General features: G+C 62.1%; 21 protein-coding genes. 2 read left to right on the forward strand and 19 right to left on the reverse strand.

Annotation, left to right across the window (positions count from 1 at the left end):
* Nucleotides 1-30: 30 nt before the first annotated feature.
* The 8 genes from AC02Y0_RS18425 to AC02Y0_RS18460 are packed head-to-tail and all read right to left on the reverse strand — an operon-like array spanning nt 31 to nt 7,433.
* A complete protein-coding gene (locus AC02Y0_RS18425; protein WP_102020493.1) occupies nt 31-363 on the reverse strand; it encodes a cupin domain-containing protein in 333 nt (110 codons plus the stop codon).
* Nucleotides 356-1,021, reverse strand: coding sequence for a cysteine hydrolase family protein (locus AC02Y0_RS18430; protein WP_476380312.1), 666 nt, complete (start codon nt 1,019-1,021; stop codon nt 356-358). The genes AC02Y0_RS18425 and AC02Y0_RS18430 overlap by 8 nt, the downstream gene beginning before the upstream one ends.
* A complete protein-coding gene (locus AC02Y0_RS18435; protein WP_476384081.1) occupies nt 1,021-2,673 on the reverse strand; it encodes an ABC transporter ATP-binding protein in 1,653 nt (550 codons plus the stop codon). Before AC02Y0_RS18435 ends, AC02Y0_RS18430 begins: the two co-directional genes overlap by 1 nt.
* Nucleotides 2,556-3,233 carry a biuret amidohydrolase gene (gene biuH, locus AC02Y0_RS18440; protein ID WP_102020490.1) on the reverse strand — a complete coding sequence of 226 codons (678 nt, stop codon included), beginning with the start codon at nt 3,231-3,233 and terminating at the stop codon, nt 2,556-2,558. Before biuH ends, AC02Y0_RS18435 begins: the two co-directional genes overlap by 118 nt.
* Nucleotides 3,230-4,246 (reverse strand): formamidase, encoded by a 1,017-nt coding sequence (locus AC02Y0_RS18445; protein WP_476380314.1) that lies wholly within the window; start codon nt 4,244-4,246, stop codon nt 3,230-3,232. The genes biuH and AC02Y0_RS18445 overlap by 4 nt, the downstream gene beginning before the upstream one ends.
* Before the next feature lie 11 nt (nt 4,247-4,257).
* Nucleotides 4,258-5,178 (reverse strand): ABC transporter permease, encoded by a 921-nt coding sequence (locus tag AC02Y0_RS18450; RefSeq protein ID WP_476380315.1) that lies wholly within the window; start codon nt 5,176-5,178, stop codon nt 4,258-4,260.
* The gene (locus AC02Y0_RS18455; RefSeq protein WP_476380317.1) at nt 5,175-6,287 is read right to left on the reverse strand and encodes an ABC transporter permease; all 1,113 of its coding nucleotides are present in this window, start codon (nt 6,285-6,287) and stop codon (nt 5,175-5,177) included. The genes AC02Y0_RS18450 and AC02Y0_RS18455 overlap by 4 nt, the downstream gene beginning before the upstream one ends.
* 21 nt (nt 6,288-6,308) lie before the next feature.
* On the reverse strand, nt 6,309-7,433 hold the full coding sequence (locus AC02Y0_RS18460) for a BMP family ABC transporter substrate-binding protein (RefSeq protein WP_476380319.1): 1,125 nt from the start codon (nt 7,431-7,433) through the stop codon (nt 6,309-6,311).
* A gap of 171 nt (nt 7,434-7,604) precedes the next feature.
* On the opposite strand from AC02Y0_RS18460, the gene AC02Y0_RS18465 reads away from it, so the two are divergent.
* The gene (locus AC02Y0_RS18465; RefSeq protein WP_476380321.1) at nt 7,605-8,513 is read left to right on the forward strand and encodes a LysR family transcriptional regulator; all 909 of its coding nucleotides are present in this window, start codon (nt 7,605-7,607) and stop codon (nt 8,511-8,513) included.
* Nucleotides 8,514-8,528: 15 nt separating this feature from the next.
* On the opposite strand, the gene AC02Y0_RS18470 is transcribed toward AC02Y0_RS18465, so the two are convergent.
* From AC02Y0_RS18470 to cyoA, 5 genes are read right to left on the reverse strand one after another with little or no spacing between them, the layout of a single operon-like run.
* The gene (locus AC02Y0_RS18470) at nt 8,529-9,233 is read right to left on the reverse strand and encodes an SURF1 family protein (RefSeq protein WP_476380323.1); all 705 of its coding nucleotides are present in this window, start codon (nt 9,231-9,233) and stop codon (nt 8,529-8,531) included.
* Nucleotides 9,234-9,247: 14 nt separating this feature from the next.
* Nucleotides 9,248-9,658: a cytochrome o ubiquinol oxidase subunit IV gene (cyoD, locus tag AC02Y0_RS18475; protein WP_476380325.1), complete on the reverse strand. Its 411-nt coding sequence runs from the start codon at nt 9,656-9,658 to the stop codon at nt 9,248-9,250.
* Nucleotides 9,658-10,278 carry a cytochrome o ubiquinol oxidase subunit III gene (gene cyoC / locus AC02Y0_RS18480; protein WP_476380326.1) on the reverse strand — a complete coding sequence of 207 codons (621 nt, stop codon included), beginning with the start codon at nt 10,276-10,278 and terminating at the stop codon, nt 9,658-9,660. Before cyoC ends, cyoD begins: the two co-directional genes overlap by 1 nt.
* A 5-nt stretch (nt 10,279-10,283) precedes the next feature.
* The gene (cyoB, locus tag AC02Y0_RS18485) at nt 10,284-12,287 is read right to left on the reverse strand and encodes a cytochrome o ubiquinol oxidase subunit I (protein WP_476380327.1); all 2,004 of its coding nucleotides are present in this window, start codon (nt 12,285-12,287) and stop codon (nt 10,284-10,286) included.
* A 12-nt stretch (nt 12,288-12,299) separates the two neighbouring features.
* Nucleotides 12,300-13,505 carry a ubiquinol oxidase subunit II gene (cyoA, locus tag AC02Y0_RS18490; RefSeq protein ID WP_476380328.1) on the reverse strand — a complete coding sequence of 402 codons (1,206 nt, stop codon included), beginning with the start codon at nt 13,503-13,505 and terminating at the stop codon, nt 12,300-12,302.
* Between the two features lie 239 nt (nt 13,506-13,744).
* Between cyoA and AC02Y0_RS18495 the strand changes: the two genes are divergently transcribed.
* Complete coding sequence (locus AC02Y0_RS18495) at nt 13,745-15,088, forward strand: MFS transporter (RefSeq protein ID WP_444558171.1); 1,344 nt, start codon at nt 13,745-13,747, stop codon at nt 15,086-15,088.
* 147 nt (nt 15,089-15,235) lie between these two features.
* Here AC02Y0_RS18495 and AC02Y0_RS18500 read toward each other — a convergent pair whose 3' ends face one another.
* From AC02Y0_RS18500 to AC02Y0_RS18525, 6 genes are all read right to left on the reverse strand, one after another.
* Nucleotides 15,236-15,859 (reverse strand): isochorismatase family protein, encoded by a 624-nt coding sequence (locus AC02Y0_RS18500; RefSeq protein WP_476380330.1) that lies wholly within the window; start codon nt 15,857-15,859, stop codon nt 15,236-15,238.
* 3 nt (nt 15,860-15,862) lie between these two features.
* On the reverse strand, nt 15,863-16,729 hold the full coding sequence (locus AC02Y0_RS18505; protein WP_476380332.1) for an isocitrate lyase/PEP mutase family protein: 867 nt from the start codon (nt 16,727-16,729) through the stop codon (nt 15,863-15,865).
* A gap of 16 nt (nt 16,730-16,745) precedes the next feature.
* A complete protein-coding gene (locus tag AC02Y0_RS18510; protein ID WP_476380333.1) occupies nt 16,746-18,053 on the reverse strand; it encodes an amidase in 1,308 nt (435 codons plus the stop codon).
* A complete protein-coding gene (locus tag AC02Y0_RS18515; RefSeq protein WP_476380335.1) occupies nt 18,050-19,609 on the reverse strand; it encodes an amidase in 1,560 nt (519 codons plus the stop codon). Before AC02Y0_RS18515 ends, AC02Y0_RS18510 begins: the two co-directional genes overlap by 4 nt.
* Nucleotide 19,610: 1 nt before the next feature.
* A complete protein-coding gene (gene rutA / locus AC02Y0_RS18520; RefSeq protein ID WP_476380337.1) occupies nt 19,611-20,693 on the reverse strand; it encodes a pyrimidine utilization protein A in 1,083 nt (360 codons plus the stop codon).
* 257 nt (nt 20,694-20,950) lie between these two features.
* The gene (locus tag AC02Y0_RS18525; protein ID WP_476380339.1) at nt 20,951-21,709 is read right to left on the reverse strand and encodes a GntR family transcriptional regulator; all 759 of its coding nucleotides are present in this window, start codon (nt 21,707-21,709) and stop codon (nt 20,951-20,953) included.
* Nucleotides 21,710-21,852: the final 143 nt, after the last annotated feature.

The raw sequence follows: 21,852 nt of genomic DNA on the forward strand, positions 1-21,852 counted from the left end.
GAACCGCAGAACATTAGCCGGCAACATATTTTAGAGAATTTTGACCGGCTTCGTCCACTGGATGAGCACGACGCAGCCCTCCTCCGACGAGACGGAATGCGTCGTTCCTTCGGGATTGGCGATCAACGATCCCTTGGGATAGTGGCCGAATTCATCGCTTTGAGATCCTTCCAGCACCAGGATCGTTTCGAGCCCCACATGCAGATGCCTCGGCACGGAGGCGCCGGGGGCGTAGCGCAGCAGTGCCAGTTCGGGCTCGCCCGTTACCAGCCGGCAGATCTCCACCCCTTCGCGGAAGTATTCGAACTGGCAATGCTGCCAGCCTCCGCGCAGGAAATCCGGAAAACTCAAGGCTTCAGACATCGAGCGCCTCCACGATCTGATCGACGGTCGCCGCCCATCCGACGATCGCTCCTTGCGCGGTGATCATGTCGATGGCCGCCTTCTTGAATTCGGGGAAATAGCTTTCGGTGGCATCGGTCGCGAGCAGGCATTCAAAGCCACGATCATTGGCTTCACGCATGGTGGTCTGGACGCAGACTTCGGTGGTGACGCCTGCGAAAACCAGCTGACTGATCTTACGCTCCGCCAGGATCTCACCGAGGGGCGTCGCGTAGAAAGCACCCTTACCAGGCTTGTCGAGCACGATTTCGCCTTGCACCGGATAGAGCTCCGGAATGATGTCGGCACCGGGTTCGCCCGAGATGAGGATGCGGCCCATGGGGCCGGGATCGCCGATGCGCAGAGATGGTTTGCCGCGGTCGCGCTTGGCCGGCGGGCAATCCGATAGGTCGGGACGATGGCATTCGCGCGTGTGGATGACGGGCAGTCCGGCAGCCCGGAAAGCGGCGAGGAGGCGCGCCGTTGCCGGGATGATCGCCTGAAGGAGAGCGACCTTGTTGCCCAGTGTTTCGCCGAAACCGCCGGGCTCGACGAAGTCGCGCTGCATGTCGATGATAACGAGGGCCGCATGGTCCCGATCGAGGTCGAAATCGAAGGGACGCGCCTTGATGATTGCCATCAGTGATGTCCTGCCATGTGCCGGCCGATCTCGCCGATGTCGGCGTTCGCGGCTGGGGTCTCATATGCGATATGCCCTTCCGACATGACGAGGATCCGGTCGGACAGTTGGAGAATCTCGTCGAGATCTTCAGAGATCAGGAGAACTGCGGCGCCTGCGTTTCTTGCGGCCATGATACGGGCGCGGATTTCGGCAACGGCGGAGAAATCGAGGCCGAAGCAGGGATTGGTGATGATGAGGAGATCGACGTCGCCGGTCAGCTCGCGGGCAAGAACCGCGCGCTGCACATTGCCGCCTGAGAGCGAGGCGATCGGGGATTGGAGCGAGGCCGTCTTCACCTTGTACTCGCCGACCAGATGGCCCGCCTGTTCGAGCATGCGGCTTCCATCGAGCCAGAACTGGCTGCTGCCGGAGGCGAAGTCGAAATCGCGGAAGAAGATGTTTTCCGCCACCGTCATGCGCGGCGCACAGGCGTTCTTCAAGGGCTCCTCGGGCAGATAGCGGACGTTGAGCTTGCGGGCTTCGCCGCGCCGGGCGTGATAAGGCTCCGCCTTGACCCGGATCTCGCCCTTGTCCAGCGGGCGCTGGCCGGTCAGGATCTCCATAAGCTCCATCTGTCCATTGCCGGAAATGCCGGCGATGCCGACGATTTCTCCAGATTTCACGGTGAGATCGGCGATGTCGATGGTCTTCAGGCCGGAGCGATCCGGGGCCCTGACGCCGGAGACGGAGAGGACGGGCACACCCTGGTAAGCGACGCGGGTGGCCGGCTTCACCAGTTCCTTTTCTCCGATCATCATCGCCGCCATGTCGGAGGTCGAGAGATCGGAGACCTTGCCGCCGCCGACATATTCGCCGCGTCTCAGGATCGAGACCTCGTCGGCAAAGGCCGTCACTTCGCGGAACTTGTGGCTGATCATCAGGCAGGTGAGTTCACCGGCACTCGTCAGACCCCGGACCATGCCAAGCAGTTCGTCGGCTTCCGCCGGTGTCAACACCGAGGTCGGCTCGTCGAGGATGAGGAAACGGCGACCGAGATAGAGCTGCTTGAGGAGTTCCAGCTTCTGCTTTTCACCCGCAGCGAGCCGGCCGACGGGAATGTCGAGCGGCACGGAGAAAGGCATGCGGTCCATGAAGACGGACAGCGCCTGACGCTCCTTCTTCCAGTCGATCAGCGCCGGTGCATCGGCCCGGCTGATGACGAGGTTTTCGGCGGCGGTCAGCGAGGGCACGAGCGTGAAATGCTGGTAGACCATGCCGAGCCCGAGATCATGAGCGGCACGGGGATCGGGGATCTCGACCTCAAGGCCTTCAACCATCATCTGGCCCGAGGTCGGCTTGTAAAAGCCCATCATGCATTTGACGAGGGTCGACTTTCCCGCGCCGTTCTCGCCAAGAAGCACATGGAAAGAGCCGGCGGCGACACGGATCGAGACGTCGTTGAGCGCCGTGAAGCTGCCGAAGCGCATCGTCATGCCGACGGTTTCCACCGACATGGCGTGATCGGGTGTTTGGAACTCTTGCGCCGGAACTCTCATGGCAGGGCGTCCACGAGCTTTTCGCTGTCGGAGACGGAGCCGAAGACGCCACCCTGCATCTTCACCATCTTGATGGCGGCGGCATGGTTGCCGGGGTCGGTCGCGCCGCAGCAGTCCTCGAGGATGACGCATTCGAAGCCACGGTCATTCGCCTCGCGCATTGTTGTGTGCACGCAGACATCGGTGGTGATGCCGGTCAGCACGATGTTCTCGATGCCACGCGTCCGCAGGATGAGTTCGAGATCGGTGGCGCAGAAAGAGCCCTTGCCCGGCTTGTCGATGATCGCTTCGCCCGGCAATGGTGCCAGTTCATCGATGATCTCCCAGCCCGGTTCGCCGCGTACGAGAATGCGGCCGCAAGGACCCGCATCGCCGATGCCGGCGCCGATCTGCTGCGAGCGCCAGCGCTTGTTCGGCGGCAGGTCGGAGAGATCAGGGCGATGGCCCTCGCGGGTGTGGATGATGTGGTAGCCCTTGGCGCGCATGGCGGAGAGCACCTTCTTGATCGGCTCGATCGGCGCGCGAGTGAGCGAAAGATCGTAGCCCATCTTGTCGACATAACCGCCGACGCCGCAGAAATCGGTCTGCATGTCGATGATGATGAGTGCGGTGTTTTCCGGACGGAGATCGCCGTTATAGGGCCAGAGATAGGGATCTGCCTTTATGGTCGTCATTCCGCCGCCTCCTTGTTGGTCTCGCCATAGCGACGCACCGGTTTCGGGAAGCCACAGGATGTGCCGTCGGTCACCTGGACCTCGTCCTCCCAAGGCAGTTTGTACTCTCCGGCCACAAGGTCCTGCATGAAGGTGTAGGGGCAATCGCCCGCGCCGCCGGCAACGGCCGAAAAGCCGCGATGGCCAAGCTGGTAGATGTTGTTTTCGACACCCCAGACACGGCGCGCCTCACGCACGAGATCGGGGCGGACTTCCGCCGTGATGATCTCGTCCGGGCGACCGGACGTGCCATGGGCGATGATGCTGCCGTCGAAATTGACGACCATGCCCTCGCCCATGGAATCGAAGGTACCGTCCGATCCGCACATGCAGACATTGGCGGTCACCATCAGATTGCAGAAGGAATTGGACTGGTTGGTGAAGCGCCAGGCCTCGCGCATGGGGGCGGTGTAGCCCGCCGTGCGCAGCATGATCTCGGCGCCCTTGTAGGCCGCCTCGCGCGCCATTTCCGGGAACATGCCGTCGTGGCAGATGATCAGCGAGAGCTTGCAGCCCTTCGGTCCCTCGATGACGGGAATGCCGAGATCGCCCGGCTCCCAGGGTTCGACCGGCACCCAGGGGTGGAGCTTGCGGTAATAGAGCCTGATCTCGCCCTGATCGTCGATAACAAGACCGGTGTTCCACGGATTGCCGCCCGGATTGTATTCCATGATCGAAAAACAGCCCCAGATGCGGTTGTCGCGGCAGGCCTGCTTGAAGGCTGCGACTTCCGGGCCATCCATCCGGCACATGATCTCCGGGTTCGTGTCCATCGACAGGCCATGCAGGGCATATTCCGGGAAGACGACGAGATCCATGCCGGCGATGTTGCGGCGCGCCTTGGCGACCATGCCGACGACCTTGTCGGTCTGGGCTGCGAGATCGGCCCGCGTCACCGTGTTCGGCAATTGCAGCTGCACGAGGCCGATGACCACCCCCTCGGGCGACTTGTTGAGACCGCCAAGTCCGTTCATGGATCCTGCTCCTATTTGGTAATGCTGAGTTCGCCCGGGGCCGAGACCATGGCCCGGCTGCGCGAGCTGATCGCGATCAGAAGGCCAAGGGTGAGCACGTAGGGTGCGGCGTAGAAGAGGTAGTAGCCCTGGGTGACGCCGACCGATTGAAGCGCCGGCCCAAGCGCGCCCGCGCCGCCGAAGAGCAGCGAGGCATAGAGGCAATGGACCGGGTTCCAGCGGGCGAAGATGACCAGTGCGACGGCCATCAGGCCCTGGCCTGAAGAAATGCCTTCGTTCCAGCTGCCGGGATAAAACAGCGAGAGATAGGCGCCGCCGACGCCGGCCAGTGCACCGCCCGCCGCCGTTGACCAGAGGCGCACACGGTTGACATTGATCCCAAGCGCACGCGCCGCATCGGCACTGTCGCCGGCAACGCGGATGGTGAGGCCGACGCGGGTGTTCTTCAGGACCCAGGCGGCGAGGAAGGCGAGCGCGATGCCGACGAGGAAGAGGACGTTGACGTTGAGGGCCGCCTGGACCTGCGGGATATCCGACCAGAAACCGAGCGGAATGGACGGCAGATCTGGAGCGACGGGCTGGACGTAGGGCTTGCCAAAGAAGAAGGCGAGCCCAGAGCCGAAGATCATCAGGGCGATGCCGATCGCGATGTCGTTGACCTTGGGGAACTTGCAGATCCAGCCGTGCAGGAGACCGAAAAGGAGACCGGAGACGGCAGCGGCCAGGGTCCCCGCCCAGGCGGAGCCGGTATGGTAAGCGACGGCATAGCCGCTCATAGCGCCGAAGACGAGCGTGCCTTCAAGGCCGAGATTGATGCGGCCGGAGCGCTCTGTCAGGCATTCGCCGATGCTGACGAAGATGAAGGGGGTGGAGACACGGATCGCGCCGCCGAGGATGGCAAGGGGCACGCCCCAGAGACCGATATCCGTCATGAGCGCTTCCCCTTCAGCAGGAGGCCATCCAGCGTGATGCGCTCACGGAACGCGTCGGACAAGAGGATGGCGATGAAGATCATGCCCTGGAAAACCACGATGGTCGCATCCGGCAGGTCGAGACGTCGCTGGACGAGGCCGCTCGATGCTTCGAAGCCGGCAAAGAGCAGGGTGGCCGGAATGATTGCCAGGCAATTGTGCCGGGCGAGGAAGGCGATGAGGATACCGGTATAGCCATAACCGCCGGCAAGCGAGGCGTTGGCTGACCCATGGACGGCCGCCACTTCGAAAGCCCCGGCAAGGCCGGCGAGGGACCCACCGAGCGCTGTAAAGCCGATCATCAGCAGACCGGCCGGCAGGCCCTGGACCTGGGCGGCTCTGATGTTGCCGCCGACGATGCGGGCCGCAAATCCGAAGGTCGTCTTTTCGATCAGTATCCAGCAGAGGATGCAGGCGATGATGCCGGCTGCGAGGCCCCAGTGCACGCCGATGCCGGGGATTTCGCCGATCCGATAGAGCTCCGGAAGCGGTGCCGTGGAGGGTTTGTTGAGGCTGGCGGGATCGCGGAGCGGTCCTTCCACCAGATGGTTCATGAGCGCGATCGCGATATAGGCCAGCAGCAGGCTGGAGATCGTCTCGTTGACCCCGCGGAAATGCCTGAGAGCCCCGATGCCGCCGATCCAGATGGCACCGACGAGCGCACCCGCGATCATCATGGCAAGGATGCCGACCGGTCCCGGGATGCTAGGTGCCAGCATGGCGATGGCACCGGCGCCGACACCGCCCAGCACGATCGCCCCCTCCCCGCCGATCACCACGAGACCAAGCCGGGCCGGCAGGGCGACGCAGAGGGCTGCGAGAAGCAAAGGTGCTGCGCGAGCCAGCGTGTTGGTCCAGGAGAAGGACGTGCCGAAGCCCGCCTTGTAGACCAAGGTGTAGAACTCGATCGGCGAGGTGCCGATCAGGAGCAGAAAGACGGCAAAGAGGAGCATGCCGGCGAGAAGTGCCGCCAGCGGCAGGAAGAGCGGATCGAGCCAGTGCAGAACCGTCTCGAACGAGACATTGCGTCTGGCCAGGCCCTGGCTTGCGAGATCCGCCGGTGCGCTCATGGCATGCCCCTCCCGGATGCTTTACGAGGTCGATCCGACAACGCCCTCGACGAGGTAGCTCATGCTTTCGAGCGCTACGTCGGTCTCGGCGAAGGCCTGGCCTTCGGTGGCGATGACATTGCCCTTGTTGTCTTTGAGCGGTCCCTTGATGGCCGAGAAGCCACCCTTGAGGATTTCGGCAAGGGTCGCGTCGAACTGCTTGCGTGCCGGTTCGGTGACCGCCGGGCCGAGCGGGCTCATCTTGACGAAGCCTTCAGCAAGACCGCCGCGGACGAAGTTGTCGATGGTGCCGCCGGCCAAGGTCGTGTTGACCATGTCCGTATAGACCTTGGACCAGTTCCACTCGGCGCCGGTCAGATATTTTTCCGGTGCGAGCGGGCTCTGGTTGGCGTGGTAGCCGCAGAGGAACATGCCGCGACCGGCGCCGGTTTCCATGACCACCTTCGGGCCGTCGACATGGCAGGTGACGACGTCAACGCCCTGGTCGGCGAGTGCGTTTGTGGCTTCCGCTTCCTTGACGGCGAGCGACCATTCGCCGGTGAAGATGACCTGGCAGGTGATCGTCGGATCGACGGCGCGGGCGCCGAGCAGGAAGGAGTTGATGTTGAGCAGAACCTGCGGAATGGGCTTGGCAGCCACGAAGCCGATCTTCTTGGTCTTGGTCATGTGACCGGCGACGATGCCGTTCAGATACTGGCCCATGCCGATATAGCCGAAATAGGAGCCGGTGTTGGCGGGCTTGTCCGGGGTCCAGAGGCCGCCGCAATGTTCGAAGCGAACGTTGGGATATTTCGGCGCCATGGTCAGGATATGGGGGTCGAAATAGCCGAAGGAGGTCGGGAAGAGCAGCGTCGCCCCGTCGAAGTTGATCATGCTCTCCATGGTCTTCTGGACGTCGACCGTTTCCGGTACCTGTTCTTCTTCGACCACGGTCACGCCCTCAATCGCCTTGATCGCGGCAGCACCTTCGGCATGAGCCTGGTTGTAGCCGAAGTCATCCTTCGGGCCGACATAGACGAAGCCGACGGTGAGGCCTGCGGCGCGGGCGATGTCGAAAGGAAGCATGCTGCTGGCAGCGGCAAGGCCGGCGAGACCGGCTGATTGGCGCAGAAACTGGCGGCGGCTCGGCATAAGAAACTGGCTCATGAAGGATCTCCCAGATCAGGATGAACAGTGAATTTCGTGCGGGCGCTGGTTCCCCTGATTATTGATGGCGCTCCGCGTTCACCTTTGAGTAACCCATATGGCGCCGCTTCTGTCTTGTGCTAAGTTTTGGTCAAGCTGCTGCAAAATTTGCATCACCATGGGAGACCTCGCATGCGGCACCTGACTTCGCTTCGTTACATCGATGCCGTCGCCAAGGCGGGCTCGATCCGCGGTGCGGCCGAATCGCTGGCCATCACATCGACGGCGCTCAACCGGCGCATCCTGGCGCTGGAAGAGGAGCTCGGCGTGCCGGTCTTCGAGCGGCTGCCGCATGGGGTGCGGCTGTCGAGCGCCGGCGAGATCCTGATCCATCACATCCGCAACCAGATCTCAGACATGGAGCGGGTCCGCTCACAGATCGCCGACCTCTCTGGCGTCAGGCGTGGTCATGTGTCGATCGCCTGTAGCCAGGCACTCCTGCCCTATTTCCTGCCGCATCAGATCGCTCACTATCGAAAGGACCATCCAGCGGTGACCTTCGGCGTGCATCTGCGTGATCGCCAGGCGGCAGAACAGTCGCTGGTGGATCACTCGGCGGATCTGGCGATTGTCTTCGAGCCAGTGCGCATGGCGGATTTCATGACGTTGATACGGGTTCACCAGCCGGTGCATGTGGTGATGGCGCCGCATCATCCGCTGGCAACGAAAGAGACCATCCGGCTCAGCGACTGCCTCGACTATCCCTACTCGCTCCCGACGGCGCCGTTCGGCGTCCGCCACCTGATGGACATGGCGGCGCAGAAGTCATCCTACCGGCTGGAGCCAGTGATCGAATCCGACAGTTTCGAATTCCTGCGCAACCATGCGGTCGCGGAGAACATCATCACCTTCCAGATCCCGATCGGGCTCTCGGACCATACGATGACGGGCGAGATGATTACCCGCCCACTAGATAAGCGCGATGTGCCGGCAGGCGTGCTCTACATGGGACAGCTGCGTGGGCGGACGCTTCCTGTCGCAGCGGCCCGGTTCGCCGCCCAGCTGTCGACGGCACTTGCCAACCGATACGAAGTGTCGTGAGGGCGCAGCCGAAAACTACCGTTCGACCGCGTCCGGTCGCGTGGCGCGATAGAGCAGATAGGCGAAGACCGCCGCCAGGCCGAACCAGGTCATGGCATAGCCGAAATGCTTGTTGGGGAAGGAAACCACCGTCAGCCCGCCGACGGGCATGCCATCGTCTGATGCATCAGCATCGATGAAATAGGGTGCGACCTCTCCCAGCCCAATGGCCTCAGCCATGGCGACCGTGTCACGGGAGAACCATCGATTGCCCGTGGGGTCATTATCGCGGAGAAAAGCACCGCCCGGCTGGGTGAGGCGCAAGAGGCCTGTAACCCTCTGCTCACCCTCAGGTATCGGCCTGTCGGAGGCAGAAGTCAGGTTGTCGGGAACGAAGCCCCTGTTGATAAAGAGGCGCCAGCCGTCATCCGTCTCGAAGGGCGTCATGACCCAGAAGCCCGACCCTCTAGATGTGACTGCCTTCACGAGCGTATCGTCACCGGGAAGATACTGCCCACGCACTTCGACACGGCGATATTCCGCCGTGTCGAATGTGACCCCCGTCCAAAGATCTGGTCCGGGTGCTGCGGACGGAGGGGCGACGAGCCCCGCTTCGACGCGTTCGATCAGAGCCGTCTTCCATTGCAGGCGCTGGAGTTGCCAGACACCGAGACCCACGAGCAGGCTGACCGCAAGCACACCCAGCCCGATGAACCACCATGGTAGGCGCGCTCGCGTCATGCCCTTATGTCCCGTCAGGAGCCGAAGCCCTGGAAGCTCTCATGATCCATTGATGGCATCATGTTGGTGTTCAGGTTGTACATGACCCAGACCGATCCGGCGATCATGATGACCACGACGATGATGGTGAAGATCATCGACAGCATGGTCCAGCCTTCGTCAGACCGGGTGTTCATGTGCAGGAAGTAGACCATGTGCACGAGGATCTGGACGACGGCAAAGCCGATCACCGTCACCGCGGTCAGCACGCGGCTGTCGAAACCGCCGCTCATGACGATGGCGAAGGGAATGATCGTCAGGATCGCCGCCAGCACAAAGCCGGTGAGATAGGAGCGATAGCTGCCGTGGTCGTGACCACTGTTGTCGTGGTCGTGGCCGTGGCCCTGTTCATGGTGGCCGTGGGGCTGGATGGAAGGCTTGGACATCAGATCATCCCCAGGAGGTAAACGAAGGTGAAGACACCGATCCAGATCACATCGAGGAAGTGCCAGAACATGCTGAGGCATTCCATGCGTCTGGTGTTCGCCGGGATCAGACCCTTCTGATTGATCTGCACCATCAGCGTCACGAGCCAGATGCAGCCGAACAGCACGTGCAGACCGTGGGTGCCGACCAGCGCGAAGAAGGCCGACAGGAAGGCCGAGCGTTGCGGACCGGCGCCGAGCTCGATCAGGTGATGGAATTCGTAGATTTCGAGTGCCAGGAAGGCGAGGCCGAGCAGCAGGGTGACGGAGAGCCAGGCCTGCATGCGGGCCTGGCGGCCTTCATACATGGCCAGCATGGCGAAGCCGAAGGTGATCGATGAGACCAGCAGGAAGCCAGTGTTGATCGCAATCAGGTTCAGGTCGAAGAGCGCCTTGGGGCCGGGGCCGGCCGCGTAGCTCTGGCCGACAACCCCGAAGACCGCGAAGAGGACCGCGAACATCAGGCAGTCGCTCATCAGGTAGACCCAGAAGCCGAGCCGCGTGGACGCGCCTTCCGGATGATGGTGCGGCTCGGTTTCCCAATAGACGGCAGGTGCGTCGGATTTGATGATGGTGCTCACGGTCGTCACGCTCCCACGCTTGCAAGTTCGCGGTCACGTGCCTTTTCGACACGCTCGACCTCGTCGACGGGGACGTAGTAGTCCCGGTCGTAGTTGAAGGTATGGGCAATCGCGACGGCAATGATCGCCACGAAGGACACAGCCGCCAGCCACCAGATGTACCAGACCAGCGCAAAGCCGCAGAGCGTGGCCAGGGCCGAGATCACAACACCCGTGCCGGTGTAACGCGGCATATGGATCGGGATATACGGCGCCTTCGGGCGCTTCTGCCCAACCTGCTTCATGTCGTGCCAGGCGTCCAGGTCATGGACGACAGGCGTGAAGGCGAAGTTGTAGGCCGGCGGCGGAGACGAGGTCGCCCATTCCAGCGTGCGGCCATCCCAGGGGTCGCCGGTCACGTCCATGTTGTCCTTCCGATTCCAGATTGAGACTGCAATCTGGATGAAGAAGGCGGCGATGCCGACAGCGATCAAGAGGGCGCCAAGCGCTGCCAGGATGAACCAGATCCTCAGATCCGGATCATCGAAGACGCGCATGCGGCGGGTGACGCCCATCAGGCCGAGCACATAGAGCGGCATGAAGGCGAGCCAGAAGCCGCTGACCCAGGTCCAGAAGGAGACCTTGCCCCAGAAGACATTCAGCTGGAAGCCGAAGGCCTTGGGCCACCAGTAGGCGATCGCGGCAAAGCAGCCGAACAGCACGCCGCCGATGATGACGTTGTGGAAGTGCGCCACCAGGAAGAGCGAGTTGTGCAGGACGAAGTCTGCCGGCGGGACTGCCAGAAGAACACCCGTCATGCCGCCGATCGTGAAGGTCAGCATGAAGGCAACCGTCCACATCATCGGCAGGTCGAAGCGCACCCGTCCCTTGTACATGGTGAAGAGCCAGTTGAAGATCTTCGCCCCCGTGGGCACGGAGATGATCATGGTGGTGATGCCGAAGAAGGCGTTCACCGAGGCACCGGAACCCATCGTGAAGAAGTGGTGCAGCCAGACGATGTAGCTCAGGATGGTGATGCAGACGGTGGCATAGACCATCGAGCTGTAGCCGAAGAGCCGCTTGCTGGAGAAGGTGGACGTGATCTCCGAGAAGACGCCGAAGAGCGGCAGGATCAGGATGTAGACTTCCGGGTGACCCCAGATCCAGATGAGGTTGATATACATCATCGGGTTGCCGCCGAGATCGTTCGTGAAGAAGTTCGTTCCCACGTAGCGATCGAGCGTCAGAAGGATCAGGGTCATCGTCAGCACCGGGAAGGAGGCGACGATGAGGATGTTGGTGCAGAGTGCTGTCCAGGTGAAGACCGGCATGCGCATCAGGGTCATGCCCGGTGCCCGCATCTTCACAATGGTGACGAGCAGGTTGATGCCTGAGAGCGTCGTTCCCACCCCGGCAATCTGCAGACCCCAGATATAATAGTCCACCCCGACCCAGGGACTGTAGCCAATACCCGAGAGCGGCGGGAAGGCGAGCCAGCCGGTCTGCGCAAACTCGCCGACGAAGAGCGAGGCCATGATCAGGACTGCGCCACCGACGGTCATCCAGAAGGAGAAGTTGTTGAGGAAGGGGAAGGAAACATCGCGCGCGCCGATCTGCAGCGGCACGACATAGTTCATCAGACCCGTCACGAAGGGCATCGCCACGAAGAAGATCATGATCACGCCATGGGCGGTGAAGATCTGGTCGTAATGGTGGGCATTCAGGTAGCCCTCGGATCCGTTGAAGGCCAACACCTGCTGCAGTCGCATCATGATGGCGTCGGCAAAGCCGCGCACCAGCATGATCAACGCCAGGATGATGTACATGATGCCGATCTTCTTGTGATCGACGGAGGTCAGCCATTCGCGCCAGAGGTATCCCCAGAGGCGGTAATAGGTGAGCGCGCCGACCGTGGCGGCACCGCCGACCACGACGACTGCGAAAGTCGCCAGAACGATCGGATCCGTCGGGATCGCACTCCAGTTGAGGCGACCGAGAAGAAACGTGGTGGAATGGTCTATCGTAGCCATACCGAATTCCTGTCAGAGTTGCGGCGCATTGCCGGCTGCCTGCCGAACGAGCGTGAGGAAGCGTTCGGCCTCACCGCCGAAGGGCGATGCCGGCTGCTGCATGTTGTGTCCCATCAGGGGACCCGAAACGACGGGCTTGTCGTTGAAGGAGGCGGGCTTTGCGGCCAGCATCTGCTCCAGCTCCTCGACCGAGCAGAAGCCCAGAACCTTGAAGGGTTCCCAACCGAAGACCGGCTCGCGCGTGCCCCGGCGTTCGTGCTTGTCGTAGATGAGAGCGCTCATGTTGACCGTGCCGGCAAGACCTGTGCCGCCCTGGGCGTCGAGCGCCATCATCTCGGCCATGCAGATCTTGCCCTCTTCGACGCACATGTTGACGACGCGCGGGAAGAGCTGCGGATCGATGCTGGCGAAGACCTCCGGCTTGACGTTTTCGCTGGGGCGCTCGAGCTCCAGATACTTGGCGCGGTCGAGCTTTGCGCCGCCAGAGCGTGCTTCTTCGACCCAGGCCTCGAAGGCTGCCGCGTCAGTCGCGTTAGCCTTGAAGCGCATGCCGGAGAAGCCGGCACCCGAGTAATGCGAGGCAAGCCCCTGGAAGGTGCCTTCCTCGTTGAAGACCCCGTGCAGCGTCGTCTGCATGCCGGGCATGGCATAGATCATGCCGGCCATATGCGGGATGTAGAAGGCGTTCATGACCGAAGACGAGGTCAGCGAGAAGCGGATCGGCCGATCGGTTGGAACCGGAAGCTCATTGACGGTGGCGACGCCGTATTGCGGGTAGATGAAGAGCCATTTCCAGTCGAGAGCGACGACCTGCACATCCAGCGGCTCCTGCTGCGGATCGAGCGGCTGCTCTTCGGAGACCCGCGCCAGCGGGCGGTAGGGATCGAGGAGATGGGTTCCGACCCAGGTCAGCGCACCCAGGCAGATGATGATCATCAGGGGGATCGCCCAGATGATCAGCTCAAGCTTGGTGGAGTGAGACCAGTTCGGCTTGTAGATCGCTTCCTTGTTGGCCGCGCGGTAGTGCCAGGCGAACCAGCAGGTCAGCACCATCACGGGGATGATGATGATCAGCATCAGCAAAGTGGAGATCACCAAGAGGTCGCGCTGCTGTGCAGCGATGTCACCCGTTGGTGCGAGGACTTCCGCCTTGCAGGCGGAAAGGAAGAGGACCGCCATGATGGCGGTGAACAATTTCGGGAGGCGAAGCTTCTGCATCTCGTACCCTGATACACTGACGGGTCACTGAGCAGGGGTCCCCCCGAAACACTACTCGACGACCATTGATATTCGTCGGGTTAGTTAGTCGGGTTTTGCGGTGCAGCACATACGACAATTTGTCACCTGTCAATTTGGGCGTGTCTGCGGCATCGCTTTGCAGCATGTTAGACTAAGGCGCGGACCGTATTTCCCCCGTTCGGATCCGCCCTGTTCAGACAAGAAAGTGATCACGCGTTATGGCGAGCATGACCGGCTCTGCATCCCCCGCCGCACAGAACGGCCGCACAACCTCCGAAGACGATCATCACGTCTCTCCCTCGGATATCGCCGTCGGCGTCGTCATCGGGCGCACGTCGGAGTTCTTCGACTTCTTCGTCTTCGCCATCGCGTCCGTAATCGTCTTTCCGGCGCGCATTTTCCCGTTCCTGGATCCGCTGACCGGTACGCTCTGGTCCTTCGTGCTTGTGGCACTCGCCTTCGTCGCGCGTCCGCTCGGAACCGTGCTGTTTACCCTGCTCGACCGCCGGCATGGCCGCGTAACCAAGTTGACGGTGGCGCTTTTCCTCCTGGGAACCTCGACCGTCGCCATGGGTCTTGTGCCCTCCTACGAGACGGCCGGCTGGTGGTCGATTGCCATGCTGGCACTCTTGCGCATCGGCCAGGGCCTGGCGCTCGGTGGCACCTGGGATGGTCTGGCGCCGCTTCTGGCAATCACCGCATCCAAGGACAAACGCGGCTTTTATGCCATGATCCCGCAGCTCGGCGCTGTGGTCGGGCTCGCCGTGGCCGCTGTTCTTTTTGCCTATCTTGTCATGACGCTTTCCGCCGCTGACTTCCTTGATTGGGGCTGGCGCTATCCGTTCTTCGTCGCCTTCGCGATCAATGTCGTGGCACTCTTTGCGCGACTTCGCATCGTCGATACGCCCGAGTTCAAGGAGCTGTTCGAGACGAACGAACTGACCCCGACCGGCCTGCGCGCCACGATGTCGCAGGACGGGCGGACCGTGCTGCTCGGCGTCTTCGTGCCGCTCGCAAGCTTTGCCATGTTCCACATGGTCACGGTCTTCCCGCTGTCCTGGATTTTCCTCTACACGGATGAAGCGCCCGGCACCTTCCTCTTGATCGAAGCCGCAGGTGCAGGCCTCGGCGTTCTCGCCATGCTGTTCTCCGGCTGGCTTTCGGACAAGATCGGCCGTGAGAAGATCCTCATCTGGGGCGCCTGGGCGATCGGTGTCTTCGCATTGACAGCTCCCCTGCTTCTGAATGGCGACCTTCCGGGTGTCACCATCTACATGATGGTCGGCTTCCTGGTGCTCGGCTTCAACTTTGCCCAGTCGTCGGGCGCAGTGGCATCGCTGTTCGACCGCCGGAACCGCTACACGGCCTCTGCCGTCGTCTCGGCGCTCGCCTGGATGTTCGGCGCCGGGTTCGCACCGCTGTCGGCGCTTCTGCTGTCGACCTGGTTCGGCCTCTTTGCCGCCGGGCTCTACCTTCTCTCTGGTGCAGTCTGCAGCTTGATCTCACTTGCTCTTGTCAGGCAGATCTCTCTGCGGCCGAAGGCCCAAGAGCAGGATGTCTGAGAAAGCATAGATTGCCAGTTTTCTGATGATGGCCCCGGAGTTACCAACTCCGGGGCTTTTCGTTTGTGTCCTGCTGGCTCGCAGATTTGTCTTCAGCTTGCCGGTTTTTGCAGCCCTTGAGGCCGACCCGCCTGATGGCGCGGCCGCTCAGAGCTTCGCAATGAACTCGAGGATTTCCGCTTCCGAGACGACGTCGGCATATTTGGCGTTCATGTCGAAGAGGTTTGCCTCATGCGGCGCTGAGTGCCGATCGCCACAGGCATCCCGCACCACCGTCGTGATGAAGCCATGCGACATCGCATCGACACAGCTTGCCCGAACGCAGCCGCTCGTCGTCAACCCTGTGAGGATGACGTTGTCGACGCCCATGGAGGTTAGAAGCGGCGCGAGCGAAGTGCCGAAGAAGGCACTCGGATATTGCTTTGAGACGACAAACTCGTCCGGGAACGGCCCAAGACCCTTGGGCCAGGCGCCGAGCGGGTTTCCTGCCGTGAAGCAGGCGAGCGGTTTCGCCTTCTGGAAGAAGCGGCCACCATCCAGACCGCTCGGATGCAGCACCACGCCGGTGAGGATGACGGGAAGTCCCTTTTCACGCGCCTTCGCGCGAATGCGGAGCGCGCTGGCAAGTGCGGCATCGACGCCGGCATACAGCGGGCTCTCCGGCTCGAAATAGGCCTGCACGAAATCGACCAGGATCAGGGCCGGCTTTTTGCCGAAGCCGATCCGGTTGTCATAGGCCTTGGCATAATTGGCGGCGAGATCGTCGGTCATGGCTCAGTCCTCGGTTTCGGCAAATTTCTTCTCGAAGGCCCACACGTCCTCAAAACCGAGCAGGCTGTTGAAGTCCTTGAAGGGATAGAGCGGGACGGCATCGGTAGTGATGCCGTTGTCGAGCAGGTCCTGATAGGCATGGCGCACCGCATGGCCGTGGGCGAGGAAGCCGAGGGCCGGATAGATTGCGATCCTGTAGCCGAGCGCCTGCAGATCCGACGCCGGCAAAAGTGGCGTGCGTCCGCCATTGACCATGTTGGCGAGCAGCGGGCGGTCGATGGCCTCGGCGATTGCCTTCACTTCTTCGGTACTCTCAGGCGACTCGACGAAGAGGACGTCGGCGCCTGCCGCTGCATAGGCTTTCGCTCTGCGGATAGCCTCGTCGAGACCGAGGCTCGTGCGGGCATCAGTGCGGGCGATGATCAGGAAATCATCGCTGCGCCGGCTGTCGGCAGCGACTTCGATCTTCTTGACCATATCCGCCATGGGCACGACGCGCCGATTGGGCGTGTGGCCGCATTTCTTCGGGAATTCCTGATCCTCGAGCTGGATGGCCGAGACGCCGGCATCTTCATAGCCGCGCACGGTGTGGCGAACATTGAGCAGTCCGCCATAGCCGGTATCCGCATCGGCAATGATCGGCGTACGGGTGAGCTTCACCATCTGCGCGATGCGCTCGATCATGTCGCGATAGGTCGCAATGCCTGCATCCGGGATGCCGAGGGTAGAGGCGACCGTCCCATATCCGGTTACATAGAGCGCCTTGAAGCCCATCTGGTCTGCAATAAGCGCCGAGATCATGTCGTAGATCCCGGGAGCCAGGATAAATTCACCGTCGGTGAGCCGCTTCTTCAAAGTGGGATCGGGCATGTGTCGTCTGCTGCTTTCATTTCGGATTGAGGACAGGTTCAAGGCGCCGGGCGGCATCAAGCAGATGCTGGTCGGCGAAACGCGCGGCAATCAGCGTCACACCGATCGGCAGCGAGGGTTGGCCGAGCGGCACCGGGATGTTGAGGCAGGGGACGCCGAGAAGGGTCCAGGAGGCATTGAAGACGGGATCGCCCGGGCGGCGTCCGGGCGGTGCAAAACCAGGTGCGCTCGGCGCAATCAGGAGGTCGAAGTCCTGCATCAGCGCATCGAAGGCGATGCGTCCCATCGCCATGGCATCATAGGCCTTTGCGAGGTCCAGGAGGCTGGAGCCATCGCGATTTTCGACCCGATGGTGGAAATCATCGTGGAGGGCTGCCCCGTGGCGTCGCGCCAGATTGCGGAAGGACGCCTGCCCTTCCCTATGCAGGATCACGCGGTGGTGCCTGTCCAGAGCCTCAAACTCGGCTGGCAGTTCGATGGACTGCACCGAATGGCCCTGCGTTTCGAGCCGCTGTTTCGAAAGGTCGAGAGCCATGAGGCTCTCGGACGCCAGGCGGTCGCGATAAGGCCCGGACGTGATCGCGATCCTGAGGTGACCTGGCCGGTCTGTCGAATGCAGCGCCTCATCGAGCCCGAGCACAGACGCCAGCAGTGCGACGTCATCCACCGAACGGCCGTACCAGCCGACGGTATCGAAGCTCTGCGCGTAGATTTTCACGCCCTCGCGGCTTACCCGGCCAAAGCTCGGCTTGAAGCCGACGACGCCGCAAAACGAGGCGGGTCGGATGGTCGAGCCACCGGTCTGGGTCGAAAGCGCGAGGGGCACATGCCGATCAGCCACAGCGGCTGTAGAGCCGGCGGACGAGCCGCCTGGGGTATGGGCAAGATCATTCGGGTTGGCGGTCGCTGCATCACGACCAGCGGCCGCGAACTCCGTCGTATCGGTCTTGCCAAGAATGATCGCGCCTTCGCTGCGCAGCAGGTCGACCACGGCAGCATCGGCGGCGGGCTGGAAGCCCTGGTACAGTGGCGAGTTGTGCGTGGTCGGAAGGTCAAACGTGTCGAAGACATCCTTCACCCCGATTGGCAGACCGTGAAACCTGCCGCGCCCGACCTTCGGGGTGGCATCGCAGCGATCGGCCTGCTCCAGTGCCGTTTCGCTGAGTGCGAGCCAGGCCCTGACCTCGCCATCTCGGTGACGGATCCGGTCGAGGCAGGCCGTCACAAGGGCGCGCGACGTCAAAAGCCCCTCGGCCATCAGGGAAAGGGCCTCTGTTGCGGTGAGCGCCGTGAGGTCCGGGGTGATGGGGGCGTGTGATGTCATTTGGCGTCCTCTGGCGGCATCATCCGATGAAAGTCCGTCACCTCCTGGAATGCGCGCCCCAACCTCAGGCAGAGCGCATCTGCGCCGGGGCGACCGACGATCTGGATGCCGGTTGGCAAGCCTGTCGAACCGACGCCCGACGGCAGCATCAGCGCCGGCAGTCCTGTGACATCGAAGATCATGGTGTTGCGCGAAACGACTGTCTGGAACGCGTGGCGGTCGCCATCGATATTGACGGTCAGATCATCGAGATGGCCGGCTTCGCCACCAAGGCCGGGTGTAACCACGGCATCAACGTCGCGCATGGCGGTCAGGAATGCCTCCAGCGCCTCGCTCCGGCGCTGAAGTGCTTCACCATAGTCACGCGCAGAATAACCCAGCCCGTTCTTCAGACGATGCCGGAGGCCCGGATCGAAAAGCTCCGCACGATCAAGGCGTGCGGCGTGAAGACTCGCCAGCTCGCTCTGAAGGATGACCCAACCGGCCTCATGCAGAGGCTCGACTTCGATTCGCGGTAGCGGCACCAGGTGACAGCCAAGAGCCTCGAACTGCTCCAGGACGGCCTGCCAATTGGCGAGCACGTGTTGGTCGACCTTTTCCGTGAACCAGTTGACGGGAATGCCGATCCTCAGGCCTTGGACGGAGCCTGTCTGCAAAAGTGCTGCAACTTCGCCAGCGAGATGCGCCTCCCGGTCACCCGCCATGAACGGCAAGACCCGGGCGATATCCTCTACGGATCGCGCCATCGGGCCGATATGATCGAGCGACCAGGAAAGCGGTGCCACCCCTTGGCGGGACACCAATTCGCGGCTGGGCTTGAGCCCCGTCGTTCCGCACCAGCAGGAGGGGACGCGGATCGACCCTCCCGTATCCGTGCCGAGCGCCAGCGGCATGAGCCGAGCCGCCAGCGCCGCGCCGGAGCCGGTCGAGGACCCACCCGTCCAACGGCTGCGAGCATGGGGATTGGTGACCGTGCCGAAGCGCGGATTGTGCGGGGAACCGGTGGCAAACTCTGTCGTGGCTGTCATGGCGAAGGGAATGGCACCGGCTGATCGCAAGGCTGCCACGACAGGCGCGTCGACCGGCGCCACGCGATCACCAGTGAAATGCGAGCCTGATGTGACCACGGCCCCGGCGACTTCGATGATGTCTTTCACCCCGAAAGGAATACCTTCCAAGGGTCGTGCCCGCCCCTCCGCGAAACGTCGATCGCTCTCACGCGCCGCCTCTTCCGCACCGGGGACGAAGCGAAGAACCGCTTCCCCTCCCGTCCGGGTGGCGTTTATGCGGGCCTTGAGTTGCGACAAAAGATCTGACGGACGCAAGCTGCCGCTGGCATAGGCCGAGAGCACCTCCGTTACGCCTGCCACGACCGTCGGCTCGTCTAGCGGCTCTGGAGACAGTGGCAATGCCACATATGCAGCATCGACTTTCGGTGCCAGGGCATCGCGATGAACGCCGTCGACCCTTGTCGGATCGGCCAGCGTCATCGGATCAAACTGGATCCCCGCCTCCGGGCGAGGATCGTCTGTCGGTGCAGGCCGAGCCGCCGTCACGTCATTCCGCCGCGATCTGCTTGGGCGTGCGGCTTGCCATCAAGGGCTGGATGCGCTCGCCGAACTGATCGAGACCGATAAGGAAGTCGTCGAAGGTCAGCATGATGCCCTTCGTTCCCGGAACATTGCCGGCCTCGTCGAGCATGCGGGCGACCTTGGCATAGGAGCCGACAAGCGTGCCCATGTTGAAGTTGACCGCACCCTCGGGGAGGTTGATGTGTTTGGCGGTGGAATTGGCATCCGCCGTCGCATCCTTGCTGCCCTGATCGGCCATCCAAGCCAGCGCGTCGACATCCGCACCCTCGCGATACTTCTGCCACTTCGCTTCAGCCAGTTCGTCGGTCTCGTCGGCGATGACCATGAAGAGCACATAGGCACCCACGTCACGGCCTGACTTCGCTGCCGCATCGAGGAGCTTCTGGTTGTTGGGGGCATAGGCGGTCGGCGTGTTGATGCCGGAGCCCATGACGAAGTTGTAGTCCGCATATTCGGCGGCGAACTCCATGCCGCGGGGGCTCTGGCCCGCCGCCACGATCTCGATCTTGTTCGCCGGCATCGGCTTCATCATGCAGTCCTTCATGGTGAAGTGCTTGCCTTCGAAGCTGCAACTGCCGTTCGCCCAGAGCTCCTTCATGATATGCACGTATTCGGTCGAATAGTCGTAGCGGTAGCCGAAATAGTCATCGCCCGGCCAGATGCCCATCTGGTCGTATTCCGCCATCTGCCAGCCGGACACGATGTTCACACCGAAACGACCGGGCGCAACGTTGTCGATGGTGGTCGCCATGCGCGCGACGATTGCCGGTGGCAGGGTGAGAACAGCCGTCGACGCGAACAGCTTGATACGCTCGGTGACGGCGGCGAGGCTCGCCATCAGCGTGAAGCTCTCGAGGTTATAGTCCCAGAATTCGGCCTTGCCGCCGAAGCCGCGCAGCTTGATCATCGAGAGGGCGAAGTCGAGGCCGTAGCTTTCTGCCTTCTGGACGATCTGCTTGTTGAGCTCGAAGCTCGGCATGTATTGCGGCGACGCTGTCGAGATCAGCCAGCCGTTGTTTCCGATAGGAATGAAGACACCGATATCCATGTGGTTCCCCTTTTAGTATGACCTACACGCAAGCAGTATGTACGAACTAATGCAAAAATTTTTGAGGCTGTCCAGCCAAAAATGCCTTATCTTTAGGCCTGCATATTTTTCGATCATTCGCCGGAATCGCGCGCAGGACGGAGTTGCCGAGCAACCGTTCAAACGGACGATCTGTAGGCAAAACAGGACGCGGAAACGCCATCAGCGCCCAGGAGCGCTGCTGGCGGCCATGGATCTATGATCAGAAAAGGGGAGGCTCAGCCTTCGGCGCGAAGCGTCGTGGTGAAGGTGAAGCGCTCTGCCGGAAGGACCTGGAAGGCGTATTCCAGCAGGCGGCGGCCGGAGCCGAAATAGCGTCGCGTCACGACTAGCGCCAGATCGCCCGCCTTGACATCGAGCTTGGCGGCAATCTCGGCGTCGAGGATCATCGGGCGGATGTCCTGCTGGATTTCCTGGATCTTCTCGCCCGTATATTGCTCGATATAATGAAAGATGGCGCTGCGGGCGACCGTGATATCCTTGACGGCGGCAGCCAGCTTGGCGTCGACATAGACCTCGTTCCAGGAGAACGGGCGGCTGCGATTGCCGGGATAACGAATACCCGCCATGTGGAAGAATTTGCGCCCAGGCCGGCAGCCGAGTTCGACGGCAAGCTTGCCCTGAGCTGAAATCTCTTCCTTGGTGTCGATGACGAATTCCGTCTCGGCGGCGATCTCGAATAGCTCTGAACGCGAATGGGCGATGAAGCGCTTCTTCTCCGGGTCGAACCCGGCCTCAACGCGCGTGCCCACGCCCTTGCGGGCGGAAAGGCGACCCTTGTTGCGAAGCGTTGCGATCGCCTGACGTACGGTCTGGCGGCTGACGCCAAGGGCGGCTGCGATCTCGTTTTCCGTGGGCAGAAGCGAACCAACCGGATACTCGCCATCGCTGATCCGGCTCTCCAGATGATGGGCGACCTGCAGGTAGAGCGGCGCAGTGTCCACTTCCGGCTTCCAGTCCATGCGCTTCTGATCCAAGCTCAACCATCCCCATCGGCGCAACGCCGAGTTCCTCGTGCCAGAGTTTCAACCTCCTTTCCCAGCAAAAGGCAAATGGAATTCGGGAGATCGAAGCAGGCCACAGCACCGGCTTGCGATCCTTTACCAAATCAATTAGTACG

Source organism: Allorhizobium sp. nf9_anc, assembly GCF_056323085.1.